This window comes from Arenibacter certesii DSM 19833 (genome assembly GCF_000429545.1).
Lineage (GTDB): Bacteria > Bacteroidota > Bacteroidia > Flavobacteriales > Flavobacteriaceae > Arenibacter > Arenibacter certesii.
In genome coordinates this window covers 69,722-95,717 of sequence record NZ_AUCB01000017.1, presented here as the reverse complement: position 1 = coordinate 95,717, position 25,996 = coordinate 69,722, and the positions used below count along the sequence as shown (strand labels likewise).

The following is a 25,996-nucleotide window of genomic DNA, read 5'->3' as shown; positions in this document are numbered from 1 at the left end:
GAATGGTCAACTGGGCATAAAGGTAAATTTAAATTTTAGAACAGACAGCACGATTTTATAATCTGCCAAGGAACAATAATTCACGTAACCTACTTTATAACAATTATTTTCAGTCTTTGCTTTCCTAGGCCTGTCGTCTGAACTAAATGAGTGATTTTGAAGGGTTATTAATATTTAGGGTTTTGTTTTGATCAATCCTGACAGAAATTCTTCATATCTTCTGTTGATAATCTCCCAATTAAACTCATGATCAATTTTATTTCTATTTAGCAGTGCATTTTTTTCCTTGAGTGAAAAATAACTATCCTCATTAAGAATGTTGGTTATCTGTTCTTGGGAATCGAAATAGATGGCCCCTTCATTTAGTATACTTTTATTAAAGATATTATTATTGGCAATTATTAGTGCATTAGAGGCCATAGCTTCTAAAAGAGATGGATTGGTGCCACCTACTGAATGTCCATGAAAATAGTATCGTGAATAGTATCTTAAATTATTAAGATTCTCCTGATTATAATTAGCTCCTACAAATTTTATCCTTGAATCATTTTGATATTTATTTTTTAAACCAAGTCCGTATTCATTTATCCCTCCTATGATTATAAGCGGATTGGATGTATTTGCCATTTTGTATCCCTCAATAATGGTCTCAATATTGTTTTCTGGTTCTAGCCTAGCCAAAATCATTGAATATTCAAACTCTTTCAACTCATATTGCTTTAGCGCAGCCGGATTTGGGCCAATGAAATTTGTAGCCCCATACGCTATATACTCAGAACTTTTATTATATGCTTTTCTTAAATGTTCTTGAATTCCTACAGAATCTGCAATCAGATAATCAGAATTATTCGCAGCCAGCTTTTCAGCATATTTTAGAAACGTTCTAACCTTCGGACTATACTTAGAGCGTTTCCACTCCAAACCATCCATATTTGTAGCTATTATGCTTTTTCTAGGCATTAACCAATGCCAAATAGAACTAGAAGTATACCCTAACTGAAGGATTATATCAAAATTTCTTTTTCTAGCATCTAGGATACAATTTAAATCATAAATAAACTGTCCCGCAGTACCTATTTTATATTCAGGGTCATAACAGTGAATAATGTTAACCTTCTTAAACGATGATTCTTTATAGGGGTGGTCGTGTGAGTTATAGACGTACACTTCATGACTATTTTCGGCCAAATAGACAGAAAAATACTCCGCAAATTGCTCAAAACCTCCATGGTTGTTAGGTACTCCTCTTGTTCCTAGAAGGGCTATTTTCATTGTTTTTTGAGTTTATTAAAAATAAGGTGTTGAAAAATATAAAGAAGACGATTCCTTTGTTCCTCGACAATAAGGATTCAAATACAAAGACAGATGAAGTTATTAGAAGGTGAAAAATGAATATGTAGTCTTTATTTTTTAGGGCAATGTAAAAACTATATATAATATAAGTAAGGAAGAACAAAAAGACAAATACCCCATAGCCTACGAAAATTTGTAGATATTGATTATGTAGATTAAATCCTTCATACCAGTTAGGTGCAAGACCATAGGTTAAATAATAATAATCCAAATAATCTTGAATATCCCCAATACCATATCCGAAAAGTATTCTATTATCCTGAATAGTATGATAGATCCCTATTTTGTTAAAAAGATATCTAAGCTCTAAATCACTTAGATTTTCTTTATCCACTCTAGAGAACACTTTGGCTTTTGCTATATCGTTCGTAGGCTCAAATTTTTCTAAATCAAATTGCAATCCCTCAGTGAACCTATCTTTAATGATAGGAACATTTATTGTTAGCATAGCAACGAAAAACACCAATATAACGGCAATTAATTTGGCCTTTGTATTTTTTATAATTTGGAAAAGCTGAAAAAAATAAAGGATAAAGAAAACATAAATCACAATTTTAGAAGCAGATAAAATTAGTCCGCCAATTAAAATCATAAGGGACACTAGTGGTATAAGAGTGCTCTTTTTATTTAGAATGATTTTATGACCAAAATAATAATGTGTAATTACAAATGCACTTAAGGATAAATAGAGAGCATAGTAGACCGGATGTTGATCGTATAAAGCTGCGAAATTATGGAAAAATAATATGCTGGTAGCGCTTCCTAAAATGACATTTATAAGACCATAGCCTATTAGTATGCTGGAAGCTAGGACAGTTGAAAAGGAAAATACTTTTAGGGTTTTTGGTAGAATGTTATTATTAAAATTGGATAGAACAATAATGGGAATTGCAATAAGCACCATAAGTAGGGATTTGTCTACCTGCTTTAGTCCCGTATTTATGTTATTACTGGTAAGTGCACTGCTAAGGATTATTAAAAAAAATACTATGGGGAAAACAAATGCAAAGGTGTCAAAAGGGAATTTCCTATTTCTATGTTTATATAGCACGAATAGGGAATAAACAAAACCGCCTATAATTCCAAGGTTTCCTATACTCGTATTAAATGGTATTGCCGCCGCCATTATAAAAACGGGCAAGCTAAATCCATACTTAGTGAATAAATTTCTAAAACGTGATTTAAGCATTACTTCTCTAGAATATTAAGTAGTTCTATACTTTTAGACTCCCATGAATGATTTTTAATATTTATTCTTGGCTTGTCATTTGTAACATTCTTAAGAGCATTGGAGAATTCTTGTTGATCTTGAGCTAAATAAATATATTCTTCTAAATCTTGAAGACCATTGCCAATAGTTCCCACTACTTTTTTTCCTGTTAGTAGATACTCATACGCTTTCATGGAGTCTCCTCCATGCTGACCTTCATTAATATTGTATGGAACGATGCAAATGTCGAAATTCATAACATAATTTGGGTATATTGAATAGTTTTTATCCCCTAGAAAAAATACGTTGCTTCGTTTTATTATTTTCTTGTAAACTTCTTTATCTAAAATTTGACCAACAAATACAAAGGAAGAACTTGGGTTATCTTCTGTTAGATAATTAATTAAATTATAGTCTAAGAGATAGGAGATTTTACCACCAAAACCGATTATGGGTTTAGGAATATTTTTTAAATCTTTGGGGCTTATGTTGCTATTTGCTAAAAAATCCACCTTAACCCCATTCTTCATTAAATGAATGGACTTAACATTAAACTCACTCGTATAAAACGATATGTTTTCCTCGGAATTTGTGATCCATAAAGGAATATTCTTTGAAAGCTCTTTATAGCCTTCCCTTAAATTGGCTCTTATTTGCTTATAAGCTGGGAATTTTAAAAAATTATCCCATGCATCAAAAAGCTTATGTTTAGCAAACAAGCTTACACCTAACTTATAAGAAAACACATTTTGAATAATTAGGTTATAGTCATTTATGTTTAATTTCTTACAACATGTATATATGAAATTTTTATAAGCGAGATCGTTATACCGCTCTATAAACCATAAATGTTTATCCTTAATTTGGCCTAAAACATCTGAGGAATGATAATCGGCGATATAAATATTCTTATCAACTTTAGTAAGTATAAATCTTCCCTTGCTTAATACTATCTTCCCTTTTATTTTCTTATTGGATCTTTTATATAATAACTCTAACCATGTAGATGGCCTGTTAATAACGAGTATTTTTTCTACAGTATCACTGGTAGACAAACTTTTGATAAAATGAACATCTCTCGTCCTAAAACCTTCACTTTGACTTTTTCTCCAATCGTGAAATGGTATAATTATTAGATTCATGGAATTCTTATTATTCTAATTGTTACGGTAACTTTAATCCGTTAAATACATAAATAAAAAGGATCAATATATTTTCTCCCTAAGGGTTAAAAAAAGTTATAATCCACATAAAATTCTACTGTATGTATTTTGCAACTGATTTATCCGCTTCAAAATTACATTGAATTAAAGATTACAGATATGATTAGTTTGCTCAATACCGTAAATACAGCCGAACTTATAGGTGTTTTCTACTATAACCATATTTGTAATAATCATTTTAATTTATCGATTGATTTTTCAAGAAATTGGGTTTGTTGAAAATTGTGAAAACACCAAATATAATTGCTATATCTGAAAAAATAGTTGTATAAAATGCATAGATCATAAAAATGCCTAAAAACAACATATACGGTAGGCCTCTATCTATATCCAGATATCTAATTAAGCTTAAAATGTATCCGAAAACTACTATTAGTCCAAATATTCCTAAATCGTAATAAGTCCAAATCAATTGAGTAAAGTGCATAGTCTGTTTAAATTTCCCAGTGCGGATGTCAAAATAAGAATAGGGGCCGTCACCAATCCACTTCGTCTTTATTTTGCTATATGCCACCATTACAATATGAAAACGTTTTGCGGTTCCTAATTCATAAAATCTTTCAGCATTTTTCAATGAAAATTGTTGCTCCAATGAGCCACCTAGCCTTTTTTGAATAAAATCTTTGTTCCTTACAGAATATCCTGCGGACACGATTGCAAGGACCAATAAACCCACAACAATTTTAAATTTTAGCGTTTTGGAATATTTTATATATAAGGGAATAATTATAATCGTTGATAAAATTATGACCAGGATAAGTTTTGATATATTGGATTCGGTCATAAATAAGGTGATCCCTAAATATACTATTGATGCGTAGCGATATTTAATAATGCGCTTTACTTTTTCTTGTTTAAATAAGATTATAGCAATTACGATCAATAAGAATATGCCTAGGGAGTGATCTGATTTAATGAAAAAGGTTCCGAACATAAAATCATACCACTCTATTTTTTGAGTACTATTATTAAAACGTATCAAAACATCATAGAAATTTTTCTGTATTAATAGCACAGGAAGTTGAATCAAGGCGATATAGAAGAAGGTTCTAAAAATTCTTTGAAAGGAAATGTATTCTTCTTTATAGTTGATGAAACTAAATAGATATACTGCCAAGGGTAAAAGAGGGAAAATTAGATACGTAATAGTTAATATTAAACTACTATTTCTTATAGCTGCCGTAAGAAGGATTAAGAGTATATAGGCGATTGCAATAAAAACAACTCTGTTAACCACTACTCGTAGTTTTAACAGCGCATATAGGCCATATACCATAAACAAGCAACCAGTTATAAAAAAAGTTAGTACGGTGTTGGAAACGCCAAATAAGTATTGAATAGAACCCCCAAAAACGAAGGTAATCAATGTTACTAGGTAGAAACTTAGTTGGTATATGGACTTAAAATATTTCAATTCGTTAAATTAACAATATTACGTGTGCCTTCATAAATCTTTTCCAGGCCATAATATTTTTGCACCAATGATCTATTCAACAACTTCTCGTCTTGTTTTAATTCGGCACCTAAAAGACTTATGTCTTGTTCTAAATCGTAGATTTTAAAGCCTATGTCTTTAAAATAGCTATAAGTGGTGCTTTTATTATTTAAAAATACCCTAATCCCAACATAAAGTGCAAGCAGAATATTTCCAAGGCCCTGTTGCCTTATATGATGCATTACCATTGAATTGCACGAAAAAACAATTTCTTGATAATCCTCAAACGGCATAAACGTGGTTAAAGGTTGAAATTTAGACCCAAACCATTCATGACCTTTTTGTATAATCAGCCGCTTATAGTATTCCTCGCCATAATTTAGTGGAACAATAATTTTTTGCTCTATATTTTCTAATTTCTCAAATACATCTAGATGGTTATTTGACGGTGTAGCGGAGTTGCCAATCAATATGTTGTCCCCAAGCTTATGATTTTTATCGTCTGTAAGTAAATCATTTAAACTATCATAATTGAAGGGTATAAAGTGGGCATTTAGATTAAATTCACTTTTGATTAATTCAAACTCGGTGGGTAAAACAGTAGTTAAATAATTGATTTTAAGGGAAACATCTTTTTCTTTGTTAATTGTGTAAACTCCATATTTAAATTTGTGGTAGAAATCATAAAAAACCGTGTTTTTTAATTTTGATCTCCAGCCTGTTTTAATGTAAGAATTTGTCCGTGGCTCAAACTGTTCATAATTCTCAAAATAATCGTACGCATCCTTTCCCCACACCATCCACACCACATTGAGCTGCTTAGGTTTATTTTTTACGATAAACCATTTAATAGGGGATAAGTAATGAACTACCAATAAACTACAATTATTAAATATTGAGTTTAAATTGAGCTTGCGCCAACTATTGGGATAGATTTCAATTTTATCCGTTTTTTTAGGGTGCACTAAGTGCTCGCTATTAGAAAATACAATATACCTGTTTTGTCCTTCCGAGATGGTTTCAAATTTCTCTATTGTTGTATCTACGAACTTTTCATCCTCAAACAAATGTACAATCATAATACTTATTCTTTAGTTGCCTAATTGTCCAAGGTCTTAACTATTCTTGCGGGGACTCCTACTACCACAGAATTATCAGGTACATCTTTTGTTACTACAGCGCCCGCTCCAACAACAACATTTTTACCAATGGTGATATTTGGTAAAATAGTTGAATTGGATCCCAAGTGGGAAAAATCTCCGATTTTTACCCTCCCTAAGATAGTTACTGCTGGTGATATTTCAACAAATTTGCCAATACTACAATCATGAGTTATGACTGCATTATAATATACGATGCATCCTTTTCCCAATATGACACTATTGGAGATTATAGATCCTGCCAAAATATTGCATCCGTTGTGGATTAACACATCATATTGCCCAATAACGGCACTAGGATGAATAGTGGAAGTTAGTACCCCTCCAATATCTTCGAATTTCCTACATAATCTTTTTCGTAACTGAGGATTTCCTATTCCAATTGTAAATTCATTCTGATTTTCTGAAAAATATTTAGTCGCCTCATTAATGGATTTCAATATTTTAAACTTTCCGAATAATAGAGCGTCTACATCTTTATTTACATCGTCATAAAATACGATATCTTCTTCCTCTTGTTGATGTAGCGTGTCCAATACCTCTTTCGCAAATCCCTTGGCTCCAATGATTAACATATTTTCGAATTAATTAATTCGCATATTAAACTAAGTTCCGTTTCCTTAAGTCCAACATATAATGGCAAACATAGTATACATGAAGCAACGTTTTCCGAAACACTCATTTTATCATCGTTAATATAGCCTATTCTATTTAACGATGGGTAGAAATAACGTCTAGGAAAAATATTGTTTTCCTTTAAAATTTGTTGGATCTCTAGCAGTTTCTCTTGAGTTTCAAAAATAATGGGATAATAGCTATAGTTCCAATCGGTATGTTCTCTGATTTTTAGACGCTGTAGCGTATCAAAATTAAGGTGCTTGTCATAGTAATTACAGACAATCTTGCGCTCCTCTATTATTTTATCCATATAAGGAAAAACTGCTAATCCCATTGCGGCCTGCAGTTCTGAAATTTTGGCATTAATCCCAAGTCCAAAGAAGTTTTCTGGTCCATCATGTCCAAAATTGTGACTGTAAAAAAGTTTGTGCCTAAGTTGGTCATCTTGGGTAAACATAGCTCCACCTTCACCTGTATGGAATAGCTTAGTTGCATGAAAGCTACATGTGCTTACATCACCGTAGTTAAAAATGGACTGCCCCTTGTATTTTACTCCAAAGCAATGTGCCGCATCATAGATTACACTTAAATTATGTTTTTTTGCTATTCTTTCAATTTCCTCTACATTACAAGGATTACCAAATACATGGGTCACCAATATGGCCTTGGTATTTTTTGTTATTGCTGCTTCAATTTTGGACTCGTCAATAGTAAGATATTCTGGGTGAATATCCACAAAAACGGGAGTGCTTCTATCCCATAAAATTGCCGCTGTGGTAGCCACATAACTAAATGGCGTGGTAATGACCTCTCCTTGATCTGCCAAGATGCGTAGGGCGATCTGTATAGGTGTGGTTCCGTTGTTGGTAACAATTACGTGGTGAGTTCCAAGGTAGTGGGTGATTTTTTGCTCTAATTCCAAAACCAGTGAACCGCGGTTCGTTAACCATTCTGCATCAAACGCTCTTTTAACCTGCTTGGTATACTCTGATATAGGCGGTAGAAAAGTCTTGGTAACATGTATCATTTTTAGGTTATTTTGGATTTATAAAGTTTAAGGTATAGCCGATTACCGGTAATTTTAAAAGTTTACAGCTAATTAGGTAAAATAACAATCCAATTATAGAAGATATTATTATACGCATAAAACCATAATCTACGGGTAATGCGTTGGATAAGTAATTGATAATTAAAAACATAGCGGTGCAAATTAGTGAAATGGGTAACATGTCCAATAATTGATTTCTGGTGGAATAATTTATTATTAAAGAGCTATAGTGACCGTTTACCATTACAGCTAGGAAGGATGATAAAACACTGCTCCATAACAATCCGTAAATTCCAAAATAGAAACCAATAGTTACATTGATTATAATAATTAGTTTTTTAATTATTTCAAGCCTTAAAAACAAATCTGTTCTTCCAAAAACCTTTAATATATTTAAGTTGAACGCATTAATCGGATAGAAAATAGCAGCTACACACAGAATTTGGAAATAGGGTACGGCACCCAACCATTTTTCTCCTAGTATAAGCTGAAAAATCTGCATGGCATTGCCCGCTAATAGAATCATTAAAGGGGTGGTTAAAAAATAGGTAGTTTGGAACATCTGTTTATATATTTTAGTAATCTTCTCCTTTTCTTCCTGCATATTCGCTAGAATAGGGTAGGTTACTTTACTTATTATACTAGACAATATAGAGACAGGTTGATTACTAAATGCATTTGCCCTTTCGTAATAGCCTAGGGATTTAATGGGAAAGTATTTCCCTATTAACACATTATAGACATTATTGAAAACCGAGTTTAACAATCCTGAAATTAATAACTTATATCCAAAACTAAAATGGAGCTTAATCTTTTCAACAGAAAAGGTGAAACTTGGTTTCCACGTAGAGAAAATCCATAAAAATATAGTTTGAACCGCTTGGGAGGCTATATACATAAATATAATGCTCCATACTCCAAAACCTTTAATTCCTAGAACAATACCAATGATGGATCCAATTATTGCTCCAGGTAAATTTAATAAGGTAAGCTTACGGAACTCTAGTTTTTTTAATAAAATAGCAATTTGTGTAGCGGATAAGGCTGTTAGTATAAAACAAATTCCATAGACCCTAATAAGATTTGTGAGTAGTGGCTGATTATAAAAATTAGACACCAATGGAGCAGTAAAATAAAGGGTCGTATAGATGATGATAGCAATAATCAAATTCATGATAAGGATGGAAGAATAATCCTTATCGTTCGTGTTTTTTGTTCTTATTAATGATTCTGATAACCCAGAATCCACAAAAGTTGTCCCAATTGCTATAAGTACAGCGATCATACCCACTAGACCAAACTCTTCTGGGTTTAGTATTCTCGCTAATACAATTGAGGTTACAAATGCCAGTCCCCGCAGAAAAAGGACGTCTATAGACATCCATATAAATCCATATAGAGTTTTCTTTTTAAGGGACATTAGATGTAATTTTAAAACTCTAGTTCCAGTTTCTTTTCTAACAGTGCGGTAGCGCTTATAAATGGGTCATATCTTCCCTCTACAGCACTTCTATGATACCCATTACCAACCTTACTGGTATAAATGTTGGTATCAAAAAATCGATGCATCACATCACTGTTTAGTTCAATTTTCCTATTTCCACTATCCAAGATAATTTTATCAACTTCTACAATTGAATTATGACCGTTTTCGCCTAGGTCTATTCTAAATGTTAAAGGTATGGTGTTTAACTCAAAAGTTATTTCCTGAAAATTGGGCGACTTTTTTACATTGGCAACTATCCGTTTGTCTTCTGTATATCCTTTATTTAACTCGTCTATATAAAAGACTTGAAATTTATCATTTTCTAAAACCTTGGCTACTAAGGTTATATTAAAAACATCCTTACTAGCATTCTTTTTCCGAGTATTACATGAAAATAAGAGTAGAAGAGAAAATACGGAAACAATTATATTCTTAAGGTTCATAATATAATTAGACATTTTTCAAACCTTTTTTCCAACCAGGAATAACAATAAATCGATTAAATTTCGATAGATCCATTACACTAAAAGCGGGCCTCTTCGCAGGTGTTGGATATGCTTCCGATGGGATTGGATTTACTTTTATAGTCATTCCTTTGGTTTCAAAAATTTCCTTTGCAAAATCATACCAACTAATAGCTCCTTCACTGCTATAATGATAGATTCCATAATTGGTTGCTTCTAAATTGATGATTTTCATTATTGCTTCGGCTAGATCTCCAGCATATGTGGGGGATCCTATCTGATCGTTAACCACATTAAGTTCATCTCTTTCAGTACCCAAACGCAACATGGTTTTTACAAAATTATTCCCGTACTCAGAATATACCCATGATGTGCGTATGATAAAATAATTTTTCAAGATATCCTGCACGTATTGTTCCCCTTTTAATTTGGAAGCCCCATATACGTTTATTGGGTTTGGAGTATCTTCCTCTGTGTAAGGCGTTGTCTTGGATCCGTCAAATACAAAATCGGTAGAAATATGTATTAAAACAGCATTCTGCGCCTTGCAAGCTTCTGACAAATATTTGACCGCTTCAGCATTCACTAAAAAAGCGTTTTCTTGATCTGTTTCTGCCTTATCCACTGCAGTATAAGCCGCGCAATTAATACAATAGTCGAACTTTTCATGCGCAAACAGTTTGTTTATATTCTCCTTCGAGGTTATGTCTAGTTCCTTGGAGGTTTTAAAATGGAAATCATATTCAGGATATCGCTTTGCCACATTTTGTAAAGATCTCCCCAACTGTCCATTAGCTCCGGTAATCAGTATTTTTGAACGTATGTTTTTTTCAGCTCCCATTATAGGCGTGCATTTTCTAAAACGGGTAATTCTAAGTCTTTTTTAGATACTTTTATTTCATCATAAGGTAGTTGCCAATCTATATTTAACCTCGGATCATTATAAATAACACCACCTTCTGAGTCTTTGTTATAAAAATTGTCACATTTATAAAAGAACTCGGCGGTTTCGCTCAAAACTGAGAAACCATGTCCAAACCCCTTAGGGATAAATAGTTGTTTTTTGTTTTCGGCAGATAGTTCTACGGCAACATACTGCCCAAAAGTGGGAGAATCTTGTCTTAAATCTACCGCTACATCCAAAACCTTACCACTAAGTACCCGTACTAGTTTAGCTTGTGCATATTCACCTGTCTGATAATGTATTGCCCTTATCACTCCCCTATATGAATAAGATTGATTGTCTTGTACAAAGTTTATATTTTTCTTAAGGGCTTCATTTAGGTTCTTGGTATTAAAACTTTCAAAAAAATATCCCCTATTGTCCTTAAATACTGTTGGTTCTATAATAAAACATCCTTTAAGATGGGTCTCTCTAACGTTCATTAATTTTGATTCAATATTCCCAATAAATTTTTTCCATAGCCACTTTTCAAAAGGGGTTCTGCGAGCGCTACAAACTGTTCCTTGCTAATATAGCCCATTTCATAGGCTGCGCCTTCAATGGCTCCTATTTTAAGCCCCTGACGCTCTTCTATGACTTCTACAAACTGCGATGCCTGCATTAACGAGGCAAAGGTGCCTGTATCTAACCAAGCAGTACCTCGGTCTAATATACTTACGCTTAATTTATCCCGTTTAAGGTATTCTTTGTTTACGTCTGTAATTTCTATTTCGCCTCTGTGGCTTGGAGTAATATTTTTAGCAATTTCAACTACGTCATTGTCATAAAAATATATCCCAGGAACCGCGTAGTTGGATTTGGGTTTTTCCGGTTTTTCCTCAATACTAATTACTTTTCCATCTGCATTAAATTCCACCACCCCATAACGTTCTGGATCATGTACTCGGTAAGCATAAATTATTCCCCCATCTGGATTGTTATTTGCCTGTAATAATTTAGCTAAGCCAGAACCGTAGAAAATATTATCTCCCAAAATTAGGGCTACTTTATCATTCCCAATGAAGTCTTCTCCAATTAAAAAGGCCTCTGCCAATCCATTGGGTTCTGCTTGAACGGCGTATTCAAAAGAACAACCATATTTTTTTCCATCTCCCAATAGCTCTTTAAATAATGGAAGGTCTTTAGGGGTAGAAATAATCAATATTTCCGTAATACCCGCATACATTAAAGTTGAAAGCGGATAGTAGATCATGGGCTTGTCATAAATGGGCATTAGCTGCTTACTTACAGTTAAGGTAAGCGGATGTAACCTAGTGCCGGATCCCCCAGCTAATATTATTCCTTTCATTTTGAGTATTTATTGGTATTGTTTCTTATAGTAGGTTTGATAGTCTCCTGAAGTAACACTGGAGAGCCACTCCTCATTTGCTAAATACCAGTCAATGGTCTTTGCTAGGCCTTCTTCAAAGGTAACGGAAGGTTTCCATCCGAGCTCTTTATTAATTTTGGTGGAATCAATTGCATAACGCAAATCGTGACCGGGTCTGTCCTTTACGTAGGTAATCAATTTTTCGCTTTCCCCAGTGGGTCTCCCCAGCTTTTCATCCATTTGTTGACACAGCAATTTTACCAGGTTTAGATTGGTCCACTCGTTAAAACCACCAATGTTGTAGGTTTCCCCATTATTTCCGTCATGGAATACTAGATCTATTGCCCTTGCATGATCTTCCACAAACAGCCAATCCCTGGTATAATTTCCATCGCCGTAGACCGGCAAGGGTTTATTTTGGATAATGTTATTTATGAATAGTGGAATTAATTTCTCAGGAAAATGATTGGGACCGTAATTGTTGGAACAATTACTGATTACATAGGGCATTCCATAGGTTTCACCATAGGCTCTTACAAAGTGATCAGAACTGGCTTTGGAGGCTGAATAAGGAGAATTGGGGTCATAGGAAGTGGTTTCTGTAAACAAACCGGTTTTACCCAAAGAACCATATACTTCATCTGTACTAACATGATAAAACCGCTTTCCATTAAAATTATCTTTCCAAATAGATTTAAAAGCATTTAAGAGATGCACGGTCCCCATCACATTGGTTTTTACAAAGGACATGGGGTCTGTTATGGACCTATCTACATGAGATTCCGCCGCCAAATGGATTACTCCATCGAATTTGTGTTTTGTAAAAAGAGCATCTATAAAATCGGCATCCGTAATATCTCCTTTGATAAAGGTATAATTTGAAGCCAATTCCACATCAGTTAAATTTTCAAGATTTCCAGCATAGGTCAGGGCGTCCAAATTATAAATATGGTAATTTGGATAGGTGTTTACCAATCTTCTTACTACATGAGATCCTATGAAGCCGGCCCCACCGGTAACTAATATATTCATAACTATTCTTTTTTATAGTTCTTTAAATAGCTGTTTAATTCCAATAAACTTAAAACAACTAACGCTATCCCAATAAACCCAAGTGGAATCCAAAATTTGTTGCTGTTTAAAACGCCTTTTACTTCCACCCCTCTCCGTGGAAAAGCAGAGATTACATTTAGGATACTAGATTTATTGGCGCGCTCCTCATTCAATAAAACCAAATTCTCTTTTAGTCGCTCTACTTGGGTAATCAAGGCCAGTTCCTTATTTTCTTTTCCTTCGCCCTGACCAAGGTTAATGTTTGTCCCCTGCATAGGTTTCTCGGCCTCTTTTACCATTACCCTTTTGTATAGCTGTTGTAGGGAGTCTACTTCCATTAATTGCTTCTTATAAAGGCTGTCCTGTAAATTTATATTTTGATCGCTAATATTCTGCTGCAACTGAAAATATTCATTTCTGGAGATAGAACCTATAATGGAAGGCTGTAATTTTTTTGCTATGGAACTATTGGAGGCTATAACGGATATAGTGTGGAACCGAGCATCCAAAGAATTAAAATTCTTCAGAAAGTTCTGCATATCTATGGCCTTTTTGGTGGTAGAATCCAAGCTACGTACAAATTTGTCGAATAACTGCACCTTTTGGTTTTCGTCGGAATAGGATTCAACTTGAAATTCCTTAATATAGGATGCCTCCTTAACGGATATATCCAATGCTTCTGACAAGGCAAGTGAATCTTGGGCTTCTGCCAATTCATGGTAGAAATTAATATTATTGTACAATTGTTGAACACTATTAAAATTGGGCTCCACAACCATGGTAGAAAGATACCTAGGTTCCTTGGTCATGTCTAAATAGATACCTAAGGCCAAGCCAATAATCCCCGTAATCACAAACTTTAGAAAATGCCTTTGTAAAAAAAGCAGGAATAAGATAATGACATGGAATATACCTTTAAATACATTCCCTATAAAAAGAAATATTTTTTTGAATACGTTGCCAATTAGTTGGAAGAGGTGCCCCAAATCTATCTCCTCTGAGGAGGAGTTTCTGGGTGTTTGTGATTGATCGGCCATAGAAACTTAAGAATTAAATATTTGTGTAAGTATTTTGTCGGTAATCAAATAGGTTGGTTTTACCCCAGTGGTTCCCAAGCCGCCAGAAGCTAGGGTGCTTCCCGTCTCCAAAGGGTTGTCTGAAGCGTAATAAGCATACCTTACCTTAACATCTTCCCTAATACTCTTCCGTATCTTGGAAGCAGATTGAATGGCCTTTTGATAATGAACTCCTTCCATCTCCAACCCAATTACGTTCCAAGTAGATTGATGGAAGAATTTTAGGATATCCTTATTCTGCAAGGAAGTTCCTAAAACCGTAACCATAGCTCCTTGTAGCACCTTTAACCCGTTTCCTTCAAAGTCGGACCTGCTTAATTCATTTTTAAAAGGATAGTTGTCCGCGCTCCCTTCAAATATATGAGCATCCGGAATCATAATATCCCCTTTTCCACCATCTAGAATCCCTGCTTTACCCATAATAGAAATAGATGCAACATTTAAAAATACCTCTTGGTTTTTTTTAGTTCTATACGGTTTTAAAAGTTCATCTATAGTCTCATATGCCTGTTCTCCAAAGGCATAATCCATAACAAAGATGACAGGTGTCTCGTTTTCAGTTTTATTTTGTAATTCATAACCACATGTGCCCGTCCCCAATTTGGCCAAGTCAAAGATTTGAACATCTATATTAGTTCCCGAAATATCGTTTATAGGGATCATTCCGTTTTTCATTGCTAAAGCGGTCACCTTATCCCTAAGCATGGAATTCTCCGAATTACTTAAGGCCTCATAAATGGAAAGACTATCGTTATTTGCAAATTCCTTGGATAACGCTTTTTTAGCGAACAAAGAATTCATTACGCTATGCATATTGGCACTTATTATGTGTATAGGTCGTCCCAACAAATTATTTTCGCGCAATTTTTCCTTTATGGTATTCGCCCAACGCTCTCCATGGATATGATGGCCCAAGCGCTCCCGTAACATCGGGCTAAATGTAATAGCACGTTTATTACCAGTAGTTACTTCTTCAATGGCCAATTTGCCCAACCAATATATAATCTTTAGAAATCGCTCCGGATCGCTATCGATAGATAGTATTTTGTGTACCGCCAAAACTTCTATAAAGGGCCTTCCTAAAATATTGGCCACATGGGTCAGTGCCACTTCACGTTCTTTAAGGCTAAGTTCTTCTTGTTGAGCTGCTTCTTCCAATTTTACCCAATCCCGGATAGTGTTATCGGTATCTTCAATTAATACCCGATTACTAATTTTTTCAGCTTCAATAAAAAGGAAGGTGAGATGGGTAAGAATGTCATAGATGTCCGATCGTCCCCTAGTTATCTCAATATTCATCTGCTCATCATCTATTCTGTAGCAGTTTCTTCGTCTTTTTGGAGGAATAATAGGTTGAAATTGAGAACTGGAATAGCCTTCGTCCGAAGTAAGGTTAATGTACCGGCACTGCTCAATACCCTCAGGCAAGCGCTCTAGCACATATATAAGTCCATGTAACTCAGTTTTCTCTTCTGCAATAGAGCCATATATTTCAGGCCTTAGCTGTAGTAGGGATTGCCTAAGGGCTGCCCCTGAAACCCCTGATGGCTTATAAAAGCCACGGTTAAATAAATGACGCATGGTAATATATAACCGCTCAATCGCATTGGTAGATTCTTGCGCCCTAGTGGTGTTGGTGGATTTTTTCATAGACATATTTCATGCAAAACTACAATTTATATTGGTATCTAATTCTAGTGGCAATTTTTCTATCTCCAATAAGTAGGAGTGGTCTTGTTGAATTTGTTTGCTTTTTTATGGTAACGCTAAGATAATTTAAATGCTACGGGAACGAAAATCCAATTAGTAAGGAAAGGGGGAAGTTAATTAAACGCTAGGAGCTAAAAATTCCCATAGAAAGACGGTGTTGATGTACCATCATATTTTAAACTCCCTTAAACCGTCAGCTACATTACGATCGTTGGATAAGCGCTGTACCTTATTTTGTCCGCCTAATTTTCCGATGGACTTCATATAACCTTGAAATCCGTCTTTCTTAATTTGAGTGATCTTGAGGGGCTGTAATATCTTACCCTTTATTAAATCAAAATAATATGAATTCTGTTGTTGTAGCGAGGTGTCTAAAATTTGGCTAAATTTTTCAGGATCAGATGGTAGTTGCTCAAATTCAATAAACCATTCGTGATAGGGGAGCTCCTTACCTTCTGGATTGATCTGTGGAGCAACGGTAAATTCATTAATCCTTGCATCGGTTTCTTCTATGGCTTGTTTCATGGCTTCTTCCACTTCCTTGCCAATTACATGCTCGCCAAAGGCAGAGATAAAATGTTTTATCCTTCCTGATACTATTATTTTATAGGGATTTACAGAAATAAACTGAATGGTATCTCCTAGGTTATACCCCCATAGTCCAGCATTTGTGGAGATAATCATTACGTAATTAACTCCTAACTCCACATCTTTAAGAGTGAGTCGCTTTGGATTGTCCACAAAAAATTCGTCGGACTTTACAAACTCATAAAAAATCCCTGAGTTGAGTAGTAATAACATACCTTTTTCGGTCTGCGAATCTTGATAGGCAAAAAATCCCTCACTAGCGGGGAACAATTCTATACTAGCTACCCTTCTCCCAATAAGGTTCTCAAACTTGGAACGGTAAGGTTCGTAGTTAACGCCTCCATAAATAAATAGTTCAAAATTTTTGAACAGATCTCCTACTTTTTTCCCAGTAGTAGTATTTAATTTTTCAAAGTAGGTTTGCACCCAAGAAGGGATACCTGCAATAATGGTCATATCCTGGTCTACGGTCTCCTTTACTACTTCATTGACTTTAGTATCCCAATCCTCCAAACAATTGGTTTCCCAGCTAGGAAGTCTATTTTTTTGCAGGTAGTTGGGTACATAATGCGCGGATATTCCCGATAGCCTCCCTATTTTAATTCCATTCTTTTCTTTCATTATGGGACTCCCCTGAAGAAATATCATTTTTCCGTCTACAAAATCTGCTTTACCCGTTTCATGGATGTAGTTTAGGATTGCGTTACGGGAAGCTTCTACCTGGTATTTGATGGACTCTTTGGTAATAGGAATGTATTTTGCTCCGGAGGTTGTGCCTGATGTTTTGGCAAAATAGGCTGGTTTTTCAGGCCATAATATATCGCTCTCCCCTGCAACTACCCTTTCTACGTATGCTTTTAACTCTTCATAATCTCTTATAGGGACATGTTTCACAAAATCTTCGTGGGAGTGTATTTCGGAAAAATTATGATCCTTTCCAAAGACAGTATCCTTTGCTTGCGATAACAGAGAAGTAAATACTTTTTCCTGCGTTCCTAAAGGGTTATTTACCCATTTAGCAGTTTTTTTTGCTACGATTCCAGCAAATATTTTGGCTGCGAACGATTTTAGACTCATTATTTGTTATTTAAAATCAATAAAATCCATTGGATTAAGAGGGCTACCGTTGCTCCAAAGCTCAAAGTGCAAGTGCGGACCAGTCGTAAATTCCCCTGTATTGCCTACTGACGCAACCACTTCTCCGGCGCGAACTATATCGCCCTGTTCCTTGTTAAGGGAGCCGTTATGCTTGTATACACTAAGAAGTCCTTCCGAGTGCTCTAATATAATGACATAACCAGTTTCGGCCGTCCATTCCGCGAATATCACGGTGCCATTAGCCACAGCCTTTATAGGACTATCTTTAGGGGCAACTATGTCTACTGCATAATGTTTGGATTCTGTGCTAAAACCTTGAGATATTGTTCCGCTCAAAGGGGTGAATAATACCCTTCCAGGGTTATTGATATTTCTTTCAAACAAATTGTACTTATCCTCTCTAGCTACTTGTGCCCTTAAAATAGAATCCTCCTTTATAGGATTTAAGTCTATGGTAGAGGGGTCTATCTTATACTGTTCAAACAAAGAGTCTCGATTAATTTCGTTATTTTCAATATCGCCTTTTAGTACTTTTCGGATATTGTCCAAATACTTATTGGTATAATTTAACACAACTACCAGGGAATCTGTTTTATAGGTAAGCTCTGTAGCCTGTCGCTTTAGCTTGGTAGAAGAATATCCTGGTATATACTCCCTAAGAGGGGTAAAGGCAATAAGTAGTATGGTAAACCCAATAAGGCCAATGATGAATAGGGAGCCTGTAACAAATACGTTCATTCTGTTCAGCTTAAATGAAATCTTTTCTTCAAAAGTACTTTCATTAAGAATGACCAAACGGTACTTATGCAAAAGCTTCCTCCTTATTTCCTTTCCTTTTTTTCGTTTTTTGGTCATAATAAACAAAGATAAGGTTACAAATTAACTTTAATTATTTTTAGTATTAATTTTGGATGGATAATATAATTTCTATGCAAATGTATCTTTTCATAAATTATATTGTAGTTTGGCAGAAATAAAATATATTTTAGTCTTTAAAATTAACAAGTTACTTATATCTTTTTTAGTACCTTTGTTACTAATAAATCATCTTACTATGATAACTTTAAACACATTTTTAGCAATTGGCGCACCTCAAATCATTTTGGTTGTGGTGGTGGTTTTACTATTATTCGGAGGAAAGAAAATACCAGAACTAATGCGCGGACTGGGTAGTGGTATTAAAGAATTTAAGGATGCTTCCAAAGATGATGATGTCTTGGAAGAGAAAAAAGAAAATTAAATATACACTTCATATTATATAAAAAAACACCTGCTGTTGTAGGTGTTTTTTTGTTTTAATTGTTCTCAGAATATCCTTTTAGAAACGGGTACACTCTTTTTTATTGCCATTTTGCAATGAATAGGTAGACCTTTTCGAAGGAAATCTAATCCAGTATAATAAAAAACGCCAAATCTATTCTCCTAGTTTTACGGTTAATCCTTAAGTCTTAAATTCTACTCAATTTTATATAAAATTGGCGTTTCTACTAATTTGTAATCTAATAGCTGCCCAGCCATATATAGAACTACACTATACATTTTCATGCTTTATTTTCTGAACAATATAATTTAAGAGCAGAACCAAAAGCTTCTTGTTAAAATAATATCGCTACTGATTGGTTTAAAATAAGACAATTGAATCCCATTTTTAACAGGATTTAATAGTAATATATAGGATGCTTTATTGTATTTCAATTTTCTTTTCAATAGTTATAAATGCACATGTGTAGAAATTACACCCTCTTTAAAGCCTTTTAATGACGTTCTACACCATGAAAAAGTATGGATTCACAACAAAAAGTTCTTCTTCAACACTAAGGCATTTAGATTTACCGTTCCCTTAGGAATAAGGTACAGGTTGCCCTTTTTAGGTTGACTTTAATGTGAATTTTGCAAGTACTAAATTTTGAATAAATACAACCTAGTACACTGCGCCATAATTTATAAACATGGAAAAAGTAATTGCTTTGGTTTTTTTATTTGTGACAACTGCTTTTCACGGTCAAAATGAGAATGTAGGCAATGCTATTAGGGATGAGGTGAGGCCTTTAACTGCTACAATGTCCCTTAACTCTGAACAAAAACTCAGTATAGACCCAAAAAGCAGTGAGGATGGGATGGAAGCTGCTTTTAAGGCCAATAAGATAAACATTAAACGGTTTGATGATATATTTGTCCATTCTCCAGGGTATTATCTTATTAGTAACATCTATAGAAGCGACCTTTATTTAGCTAAGAATCTTAACAAACTTCGAAAAAAAGGTTTTGACGCGGGTTTCTTATTTAATCCGGAAGATCAGCTAAGTTATTTGTACCTCTCTAGGTTCAATACTTGGCAGGAAGCCTTGGAAGCATCTAAGACTAAACTAAATCAGGCCTATAACGAAGATATTTGGGTGATGATTGTTTCTAAACTGGCTAATGAGTCGGAAACTAAATCGCTTGTTACCTCGAATTATGAAACGGAAATAACAGCCGCTGAGGAGAAGATGCCCGTGGAGGAAGTAGATTATGGAATGTTGAATTCTATCAGTAATGCCCAGAATACGACCACATCAGTATTACCAATAGGTAAGAATTCTTGGTTGAATAAAGCCAACGATTATTTTAATAAAATGCGGTATGCAGAAGCGGCTTCCCTCTATGAAAGGGCGTTAAAGAAAAACCCAGATGCATACGGCGTAGATATCCTTCAAAATGCTGGAGATGCACATTACTTTAATACCAATATGGAACGCGCCTATTTCTGGTACAATAAATTGTACGATAAGTACAAGGCAGATGTACAGCCAGATTTTCTTTTTAAATACGCTCACACTTTAAAAGGGTCTGGCAAATATGGCCGGGCAAAACGTATGATGCGTCTATATAATAAGTCTTTAAGGGATAAGACTGGTACGGATAAGGAGGGAAATCATATTTTTACTACCGATGCAAACGAAGTAGTTTTGGATGAGATTCTGACTTCCGCTCCCAATGCACAATTGAAGAATTTGAGTATAAATTCTACATATTCAGAATTTTCCCCAATGTTCTATAAAGAAGACGAAATTGTTTTTTCTTCCTCAAGAGATACGTCTTTCTTTAATACCAGACGGTATGGATGGAACAATCAACCCTATTTGGATTTGTATGTGGCAAAAATCAATGAGGAGTCACAGGATGTAAAGGATGCCATAAAATTTTCGAATAAAATCAATACCAAGTACCACGAGGCAGCAGTTACTTTTTCTGCGGATAATGCTACTATGTACTTTACGCGTAATAACTATGGTAAAAAATTGCGCAGAGATAAAAATGGAATGAACCATTTAAAAATCTTTGTATCTAGCAAGGTAGAAGGGGAGTGGACAGAAGCAAAGGAATTACCTTTTAATAGTGATGCGTATTCTACCGGGCATCCGGCTCTAAGTCCAGATGGGAAAAAGCTTTATTTTGTTTCCGATATGCCAGGAAGTATGGGGGAAACCGATATTTTCGTGGTAGATGTATTGGGAGATGGACTTTATTCCGAACCTAAAAACTTAGGCCCAAAGATAAATACAGTCCGCAAAGAAATGTTCCCGTTTGTGACACATAATAAACTTTACTTTTCCTCTGATGGACGGATGGGGTTAGGCGGCTTGGATGTGTATGAAGCGGAATTGGAAGAAGAAGGTGGATTTTTAGAAGCAGTTAACGTTGGTGTTCCCATAAATAGTGAAAAGGACGACTTCTCCTATATTGTAAATGAGAATACCAACAAAGGTTATTTTGCATCTAATAGAAAAGATGGTAAAGGAGATGATGACCTTTATAGTTTTGAGAGATTAACTCTTGAAGAGACGGCACCTAATGCAATTTCAGGTACTGTAGTAGAGCATATTTCAGGTGATGTAATTCCGAGCGCCCTGATTACCTTATTGGATGAAAATAATATAAAGTTAAAAGAAATGGTGGCCAAAGAGGATGGTTCCTTTGTTTTTGAGGATTTGGATTCCAATACAAAATACGTGGTAAAAATTACGAAAGAGGAGTTTTTTGAGACGGAGCTACTTGCTCAAACAAAGAAAAATGAAGTGGTAAATACAGATGTTACCATGAAAAGATTGAAAGAATTGATTGTTTTGGAAGAGGGGGTGAGGAAACTTAAAACAGATCTAATATTCTTCGATTTTGATAAATTTAATATAAGTAGAGAAGCAGCTAATGAATTGGATAAATTGGTAGCGGTAATGACGAAGTACAAAGAGATGGTTATTAAGATTGAATCTCATACGGACTCTAGGGGTCCTGCTGTTTACAATAAATACTTATCTGACAGAAGGGCTAAATCTAGCCGAAGTTATCTTATCTCCAAAGGAATATCTGAAGAGCGTATAGAAAGCGCCATAGGTTACGGGGAAGAGCGATTGATTAACAAGTGTGATGATGGGGTTAGGTGCTCTAGTCAACAGCATGAACTCAATAGGAGGTCAGAATTCATTATCGTAAAGATGTAATTTACATAGTTAACAAAGCAACATTAGGGCCCACTTTCATAGAATGAAAGCGGGCTTTTTAAATTTATTTGCCATTCGCTTAAATCCAATTGAGTAAGGAAAATTTTGGGTGCTCTATTTATCATGGATATAGCGAATGCTTATTTAAATGAAATTGAAACCGTATTTAATTTCTTGACATAAAGTATATTTCTATGCCATACGCATTAATCTAGGTAGAGAGGCGGTTAATAAGTAAAACAACTAATAATTTTGCGCTGTCGAAATTTTAGCACCTATTTTGAGTTCAGTCTATAACAGATCTAATAAATTTATTTCGATGTATTTTCCTAACATAGCAACTCAAAATATTGCTTTGGCTAAGCTTAGGGACGTAGGAACAGGGTGTTGCTCAACGAATAGTTTAGCCGTTTGCCGAGCGTTTGCAATATGGGATTGCTTCAACCTTTTTATGCTTCACTTTATCCAATAAGTTGTAGTAATGGGCTAGCATTTGCAAAATTTGTAAGAGCTAGAAACTTAATTATAACTATATGAAACACGTAATACTCATTAGAGAAATCTATTTGGAAGCTTTTAGAAACTGGGGATATATTATGCTAAAAAGATACTTTAAAGCATTTTCAATGTTTTGTTTTTTTCTTATAGCGGTGGTTATCTATGCCTTTTTATATAGGGTGTCAACCGGGTTTGTCTTTTAACAATCTCTGTACTGGTTTTAAAGTTGGGATCCTATTTTCACTAACATGTGAAAGGAAGTATCCGCTTATACGTAAAATGGTATTCCTAAATGCAGAATAGGGTTCAAATGTATTCTGTTACGCTAGTTTATAATTGTTTGAGGCAAGAGGGACTTTAATATAATACAAATACTAAATCCTTAACCCTTTCGTGGCCAGCTTAGGATAGCCTTAGCGACGAGTAAAAGAACAGTGTCTTTCACTGTTATGCCAATAGGATATAGAATAAACGATGTCCCTGAAAAGGCTATTTTATGCTTGCCTCCAGCGGTTTTTGACTGTCAGTGAACTTAATGGTCTTTAATATAGCCTCCAATTCAAACATATAGTCTCTTTTTTCTGTGGCCGGGGCAAATACAAAACCTTCTATTACTATTTTTCTATCGTTTTCTTCGTCATTAATAATATAGGTCAGAAACGGACCTGCCATAGGGTAGTTTGCTATTTCCCATATTCCTCTAACTTCTGCGGCTTTTCTATTAGAAATTTCAGCAGGAAAAACATAGGGAGAAAAGGCCTTTTCTGTTATCATATAGGTAGTTTTCCCTGGCACCGTTGGTCCTGGGATAAATTGTTTCCCGATAGAATCGCGCATATTTACAATATCGGCGACTAACGTGGCATTGCTCTTAAAATGATTTCCAGGAACCTCATAAGCAATTATATTCATACTCCCTTTTTGAATCTGCCTGTCAATCCATACAAATGAATCTTCTTCCTTACCTACTTTATAAATTGACGGTATAGAAAGAGATATCCCTAATTTTTCTTCTAGTGCTTTTTCTTTGTTTAAAGATATTAGGAATCGTTTTTGAGCCTCACCAATTTCAAGATCCTTAAAAGCTTTGATCATTTCATCGGCTTTAGTATCTAGATTTTTAATTATCTCCTCCTCTGTAGTGCCTTTAATTACCCCAACTTTTTGTGGAGTAGCGTACATGTCCGTTTTTATATGTGATAAGCTTAGGGTGTCCTTAGCAATAAATAGCACGGAACGGGTACTCAAAACAGACCCCGAGAATACCTTGGCCGGCATTTGGTTAATTGTGAAAAGAGGTTCTTCCCAGGAAAGTCCCAGTACTGGCGCTGCAAAATGTTGTCTTACTCGGTCTCCTACCGCACCTTCCCATAAATCATTGTCTATAACTATGGCTAAAGAATTAATAGCTCCAATAGACTCTGGTAGGTAGCTTTTTTTAGGAGTGGAATTACAGGATATCAATAATAGCGATATCATTAAAAAGAGAAATCCAATTTTTTTCATGGTATTATATTTTACGAAGAGCAGTCGCATAATTTAAGCTTTGTGCCTGGTTTTATATTGTTACCACTAATACCGTTCCATTTTCGTAAATTATTGATACTAATTCCCGGATATTTTCTTGCAATGGTCCAAAGAGTGTCACCGCTCTTAACCGTATGAACCTTTAAATCGTTGCTAGTACCTGTATTTGTTGAGGTATTGGCGCTTTTTGCTGTAGTAAGATTTTTCTTGGGATAGATTGTTAACCTTTGACCAATTCTTAGATTATTGCTTCTTAAGCCGTTCCAAGCTTTTATCTGGCTGACCCCAACTCCATATCTTTCCGCAATTTTTCCTAAAAAATCGCCGCTTTTTACCTTATACCTTATCTCATTTTGCGACTGTACAATTTGTTGAAGTGGCTTTTCCGTAGCTTGTAATTCGTTTTTTACATGGGCATAAATAGCCTCTTCATTATTTACGAACTTTCCAATGGCGTCTATGGGTAGACGTAATGTATAGTCTTTGCCTTTTACGTACGGAATGACATTTAGTTTATAAGAGGGATTTAAAACCTCTAATTCCTCTACGCTAATATCAACCAATTTAGAAATTTGGTCGAACGTAATCATGGTTTTAACATGTACTGTATCCGTCTCAAAATAAGGTCGGTCTACAATGTTTTGCTCAAATCCATGTTCTTTGGCAAACTCAAAAATATACATTGTGGCTAGAAAAGCCGGCACATACCCTGCTGTTTCCCTTGGGAGATTCCTTCTAATGTTCCAATAATTCTTATAGCCACCAGAGCGTCTTATAGCTTTGTTTACATTTCCTGGTCCGGAATTATATGCAGCGAGTGCCAAGTCCCAATCATCAAATATAGTATACAACTTTTTTAGGTACAAACTAGCCGCTTTCGTAGAGTTTATGGGGTCGCTTCTTTCATCCACATAACTACTTACATCTAGATCGTACATTTTCCCAGTACCGTACATAAATTGCCATAATCCGGTTGCGCCTACCCGAGAACGAGCCTTTGGATTTAAGGCCGACTCCACAATGGCTAGGTACTTAAGTTCCAATGGAATGTTCTGATTATCTAATTCTTGCTCAAATAGAGGAAAGTAAAACTGACTAGCGGTCATCATTCTACTCATTAAGCCCCTTCTTCGGGTAAGAAAAGAGTTAATCACATTTTCCAAGGACGGATTATAAGTAATATTAAAGGGCGTTTTCTGATTCAGTAATTCTAATCTTGCCTTTAAAGTATCGGTATGCACACTATAATGGTATACCGTATCTATTTCCATAGTGGAAATATCCTCATAAATAGAATCGAAAAGGATGGTGTTGTTGGATAGTTCCTTTAGCCATAGGCTGTCATACCTAGCCGCTTCCTTACGGTCTTGCAAGTCGTACTTTTTATCGCCTTTCAACAACAGCAGTACATTATCTTTTAATTCGGCCTTAGACTCCATGTTTTCCATCTGCTCAATACCCTCCATATCCATAGCAATGGTGTCTATCTCCATATTCAATGCCTTTTTAGGGTCTGTTTTGCTAGGGATGGAATCTGTTTTTTGTGCAGAAAGGGTAGTCATGGAGACCACCCCTATAATGCCGAACAGAAAATTCTTGATTGTGTTCATGAGGTTTCTATTTATTATGGGGACATACGAAAATCGTGCTTTTTTGCCATACTTTATAATATATTTAAAAGTTTGGCAAAAAAGC

At 35.0% G+C, this 25,996-nt stretch carries 22 protein-coding genes; 3 read left to right on the top strand and 19 right to left on the bottom strand.

The features are described from left to right. Positions 1-174 precede the first annotated feature (174 nt). The 17 genes from G466_RS0110605 to G466_RS0110525 form a co-directional block, all read right to left on the bottom strand. Positions 175-1,272 (bottom strand): DUF1972 domain-containing protein, encoded by a 1,098-nt coding sequence (locus tag G466_RS0110605; RefSeq protein ID WP_026813649.1) that lies wholly within the window; start codon positions 1,270-1,272, stop codon positions 175-177. Beyond that, positions 1,235-2,542 carry an O-antigen ligase family protein gene (locus G466_RS0110600; protein WP_026813648.1) on the bottom strand — a complete coding sequence of 436 codons (1,308 nt, stop codon included), beginning with the start codon at positions 2,540-2,542 and terminating at the stop codon, positions 1,235-1,237. The genes G466_RS0110605 and G466_RS0110600 overlap by 38 nt, the downstream gene beginning before the upstream one ends. Then, positions 2,542-3,705 (bottom strand): glycosyltransferase family protein, encoded by a 1,164-nt coding sequence (locus G466_RS0110595; RefSeq protein WP_026813647.1) that lies wholly within the window; start codon positions 3,703-3,705, stop codon positions 2,542-2,544. The genes G466_RS0110600 and G466_RS0110595 overlap by 1 nt, the downstream gene beginning before the upstream one ends. Positions 3,706-3,964: 259 nt before the next feature. After that, positions 3,965-5,200: a hypothetical protein gene (locus tag G466_RS0110590; RefSeq protein WP_026813646.1), complete on the bottom strand. Its 1,236-nt coding sequence runs from the start codon at positions 5,198-5,200 to the stop codon at positions 3,965-3,967. Next, a complete protein-coding gene (locus G466_RS0110585; protein ID WP_026813645.1) occupies positions 5,197-6,300 on the bottom strand; it encodes a TDP-N-acetylfucosamine:lipid II N-acetylfucosaminyltransferase in 1,104 nt (367 codons plus the stop codon). Before G466_RS0110585 ends, G466_RS0110590 begins: the two co-directional genes overlap by 4 nt. Before the next feature lie 20 nt (positions 6,301-6,320). Continuing rightward, complete coding sequence (locus G466_RS0110580) at positions 6,321-6,956, bottom strand: NeuD/PglB/VioB family sugar acetyltransferase (RefSeq protein WP_026813644.1); 636 nt, start codon at positions 6,954-6,956, stop codon at positions 6,321-6,323. Further along, positions 6,950-8,026 (bottom strand): DegT/DnrJ/EryC1/StrS family aminotransferase, encoded by a 1,077-nt coding sequence (locus G466_RS0110575; RefSeq protein ID WP_026813643.1) that lies wholly within the window; start codon positions 8,024-8,026, stop codon positions 6,950-6,952. Before G466_RS0110575 ends, G466_RS0110580 begins: the two co-directional genes overlap by 7 nt. A gap of 7 nt (positions 8,027-8,033) precedes the next feature. Beyond that, on the bottom strand, positions 8,034-9,467 hold the full coding sequence (locus G466_RS0110570) for a lipopolysaccharide biosynthesis protein (protein WP_026813642.1): 1,434 nt from the start codon (positions 9,465-9,467) through the stop codon (positions 8,034-8,036). A gap of 11 nt (positions 9,468-9,478) precedes the next feature. Then, positions 9,479-9,991, bottom strand: coding sequence for a hypothetical protein (locus G466_RS0110565; RefSeq protein ID WP_026813641.1), 513 nt, complete (start codon positions 9,989-9,991; stop codon positions 9,479-9,481). Further along, complete coding sequence (rfbD, locus tag G466_RS0110560; RefSeq protein ID WP_034235298.1) at positions 9,984-10,838, bottom strand: dTDP-4-dehydrorhamnose reductase; 855 nt, start codon at positions 10,836-10,838, stop codon at positions 9,984-9,986. Before rfbD ends, G466_RS0110565 begins: the two co-directional genes overlap by 8 nt. Further along, positions 10,838-11,383 (bottom strand): dTDP-4-dehydrorhamnose 3,5-epimerase, encoded by a 546-nt coding sequence (gene rfbC, locus G466_RS0110555; RefSeq protein ID WP_026813639.1) that lies wholly within the window; start codon positions 11,381-11,383, stop codon positions 10,838-10,840. Before rfbC ends, rfbD begins: the two co-directional genes overlap by 1 nt. After that, positions 11,383-12,249, bottom strand: a complete 867-nt coding sequence (gene rfbA / locus G466_RS0110550) for a glucose-1-phosphate thymidylyltransferase RfbA (protein WP_026813638.1) — start codon at positions 12,247-12,249, stop codon at positions 11,383-11,385. The genes rfbC and rfbA overlap by 1 nt, the downstream gene beginning before the upstream one ends. A gap of 9 nt (positions 12,250-12,258) precedes the next feature. Next, positions 12,259-13,302 (bottom strand): dTDP-glucose 4,6-dehydratase, encoded by a 1,044-nt coding sequence (gene rfbB, locus G466_RS0110545; protein WP_026813637.1) that lies wholly within the window; start codon positions 13,300-13,302, stop codon positions 12,259-12,261. 2 nt (positions 13,303-13,304) lie between these two features. Continuing rightward, entirely contained in the window at positions 13,305-14,360 is a 1,056-nt protein-coding gene (locus G466_RS0110540) for a hypothetical protein (RefSeq protein ID WP_026813636.1), read from the bottom strand. 6 nt (positions 14,361-14,366) lie between these two features. Beyond that, entirely contained in the window at positions 14,367-16,049 is a 1,683-nt protein-coding gene (locus tag G466_RS0110535; RefSeq protein WP_026813635.1) for a DUF6909 family protein, read from the bottom strand. A 228-nt stretch (positions 16,050-16,277) separates the two neighbouring features. Continuing rightward, a complete protein-coding gene (locus G466_RS0110530) occupies positions 16,278-17,774 on the bottom strand; it encodes a GH3 auxin-responsive promoter family protein (RefSeq protein WP_026813634.1) in 1,497 nt (498 codons plus the stop codon). A 6-nt stretch (positions 17,775-17,780) separates the two neighbouring features. Continuing rightward, entirely contained in the window at positions 17,781-18,650 is an 870-nt protein-coding gene (locus tag G466_RS0110525; RefSeq protein ID WP_026813633.1) for a M23 family metallopeptidase, read from the bottom strand. A gap of 199 nt (positions 18,651-18,849) precedes the next feature. Between G466_RS0110525 and tatA the strand changes: the two genes are divergently transcribed. From tatA to G466_RS24650, 3 genes are all read left to right on the top strand, one after another. Then, positions 18,850-19,035: a twin-arginine translocase TatA/TatE family subunit gene (tatA, locus tag G466_RS0110520; RefSeq protein WP_026813632.1), complete on the top strand. Its 186-nt coding sequence runs from the start codon at positions 18,850-18,852 to the stop codon at positions 19,033-19,035. A gap of 709 nt (positions 19,036-19,744) precedes the next feature. Continuing rightward, a complete protein-coding gene (locus G466_RS0110515) occupies positions 19,745-22,276 on the top strand; it encodes an OmpA family protein (protein ID WP_229797199.1) in 2,532 nt (843 codons plus the stop codon). Positions 22,277-22,809: 533 nt separating this feature from the next. Then, positions 22,810-22,977 (top strand): DUF6747 family protein, encoded by a 168-nt coding sequence (locus tag G466_RS24650; protein WP_308427535.1) that lies wholly within the window; start codon positions 22,810-22,812, stop codon positions 22,975-22,977. A 286-nt stretch (positions 22,978-23,263) separates the two neighbouring features. Here the strand turns inward: G466_RS24650 and G466_RS0110505 are convergent, their stop codons facing one another. Together G466_RS0110505 and G466_RS0110500 are read right to left on the bottom strand one after the other, a co-directional pair. Beyond that, positions 23,264-24,280 carry a DUF4837 family protein gene (locus G466_RS0110505; RefSeq protein ID WP_026813630.1) on the bottom strand — a complete coding sequence of 339 codons (1,017 nt, stop codon included), beginning with the start codon at positions 24,278-24,280 and terminating at the stop codon, positions 23,264-23,266. Positions 24,281-24,291: 11 nt separating this feature from the next. After that, a complete protein-coding gene (locus G466_RS0110500) occupies positions 24,292-25,911 on the bottom strand; it encodes a LysM peptidoglycan-binding domain-containing protein (protein WP_026813629.1) in 1,620 nt (539 codons plus the stop codon). Between the last annotated feature and the right edge of the window lie 85 nt (positions 25,912-25,996).

Excerpts from the sequence above, each read along its gene's own strand:
- G466_RS0110605 (WP_026813649.1), bottom strand. The coding sequence starts at position 1,272 with ATGAAAATAGCCCTTCTAGGAACAAGAGGAGTACCTAACAACCATGGA.
- G466_RS0110600 (WP_026813648.1), bottom strand. The coding sequence starts at position 2,542 with ATGCTTAAATCACGTTTTAGAAATTTATTCACTAAGTATGGATTTAGC.
- G466_RS0110595 (WP_026813647.1), bottom strand. The coding sequence starts at position 3,705 with ATGAATCTAATAATTATACCATTTCACGATTGGAGAAAAAGTCAAAGT.
- G466_RS0110585 (WP_026813645.1), bottom strand. The coding sequence starts at position 6,300 with ATGATTGTACATTTGTTTGAGGATGAAAAGTTCGTAGATACAACAATA.
- G466_RS0110580 (WP_026813644.1), bottom strand. The coding sequence starts at position 6,956 with ATGTTAATCATTGGAGCCAAGGGATTTGCGAAAGAGGTATTGGACACG.
- G466_RS0110575 (WP_026813643.1), bottom strand. The coding sequence starts at position 8,026 with ATGATACATGTTACCAAGACTTTTCTACCGCCTATATCAGAGTATACC.
- G466_RS0110570 (WP_026813642.1), bottom strand. The coding sequence starts at position 9,467 with ATGTCCCTTAAAAAGAAAACTCTATATGGATTTATATGGATGTCTATA.
- G466_RS0110565 (WP_026813641.1), bottom strand. The coding sequence starts at position 9,991 with ATGTCTAATTATATTATGAACCTTAAGAATATAATTGTTTCCGTATTT.
- rfbD (WP_034235298.1), bottom strand. The coding sequence starts at position 10,838 with ATGGGAGCTGAAAAAAACATACGTTCAAAAATACTGATTACCGGAGCT.
- rfbC (WP_026813639.1), bottom strand. The coding sequence starts at position 11,383 with ATGAACGTTAGAGAGACCCATCTTAAAGGATGTTTTATTATAGAACCA.
- rfbA (WP_026813638.1), bottom strand. The coding sequence starts at position 12,249 with ATGAAAGGAATAATATTAGCTGGGGGATCCGGCACTAGGTTACATCCG.
- rfbB (WP_026813637.1), bottom strand. The coding sequence starts at position 13,302 with ATGAATATATTAGTTACCGGTGGGGCCGGCTTCATAGGATCTCATGTA.
- G466_RS0110540 (WP_026813636.1), bottom strand. The coding sequence starts at position 14,360 with ATGGCCGATCAATCACAAACACCCAGAAACTCCTCCTCAGAGGAGATA.
- G466_RS0110535 (WP_026813635.1), bottom strand. The coding sequence starts at position 16,049 with ATGAAAAAATCCACCAACACCACTAGGGCGCAAGAATCTACCAATGCG.
- G466_RS0110530 (WP_026813634.1), bottom strand. The coding sequence starts at position 17,774 with ATGAGTCTAAAATCGTTCGCAGCCAAAATATTTGCTGGAATCGTAGCA.
- G466_RS0110525 (WP_026813633.1), bottom strand. The coding sequence starts at position 18,650 with ATGACCAAAAAACGAAAAAAAGGAAAGGAAATAAGGAGGAAGCTTTTG.
- tatA (WP_026813632.1), top strand. The coding sequence starts at position 18,850 with ATGATAACTTTAAACACATTTTTAGCAATTGGCGCACCTCAAATCATT.
- G466_RS0110515 (WP_229797199.1), top strand. The coding sequence starts at position 19,745 with ATGGAAAAAGTAATTGCTTTGGTTTTTTTATTTGTGACAACTGCTTTT.
- G466_RS24650 (WP_308427535.1), top strand. The coding sequence starts at position 22,810 with ATGAAACACGTAATACTCATTAGAGAAATCTATTTGGAAGCTTTTAGA.
- G466_RS0110505 (WP_026813630.1), bottom strand. The coding sequence starts at position 24,280 with ATGAAAAAAATTGGATTTCTCTTTTTAATGATATCGCTATTATTGATA.
- G466_RS0110500 (WP_026813629.1), bottom strand. The coding sequence starts at position 25,911 with ATGAACACAATCAAGAATTTTCTGTTCGGCATTATAGGGGTGGTCTCC.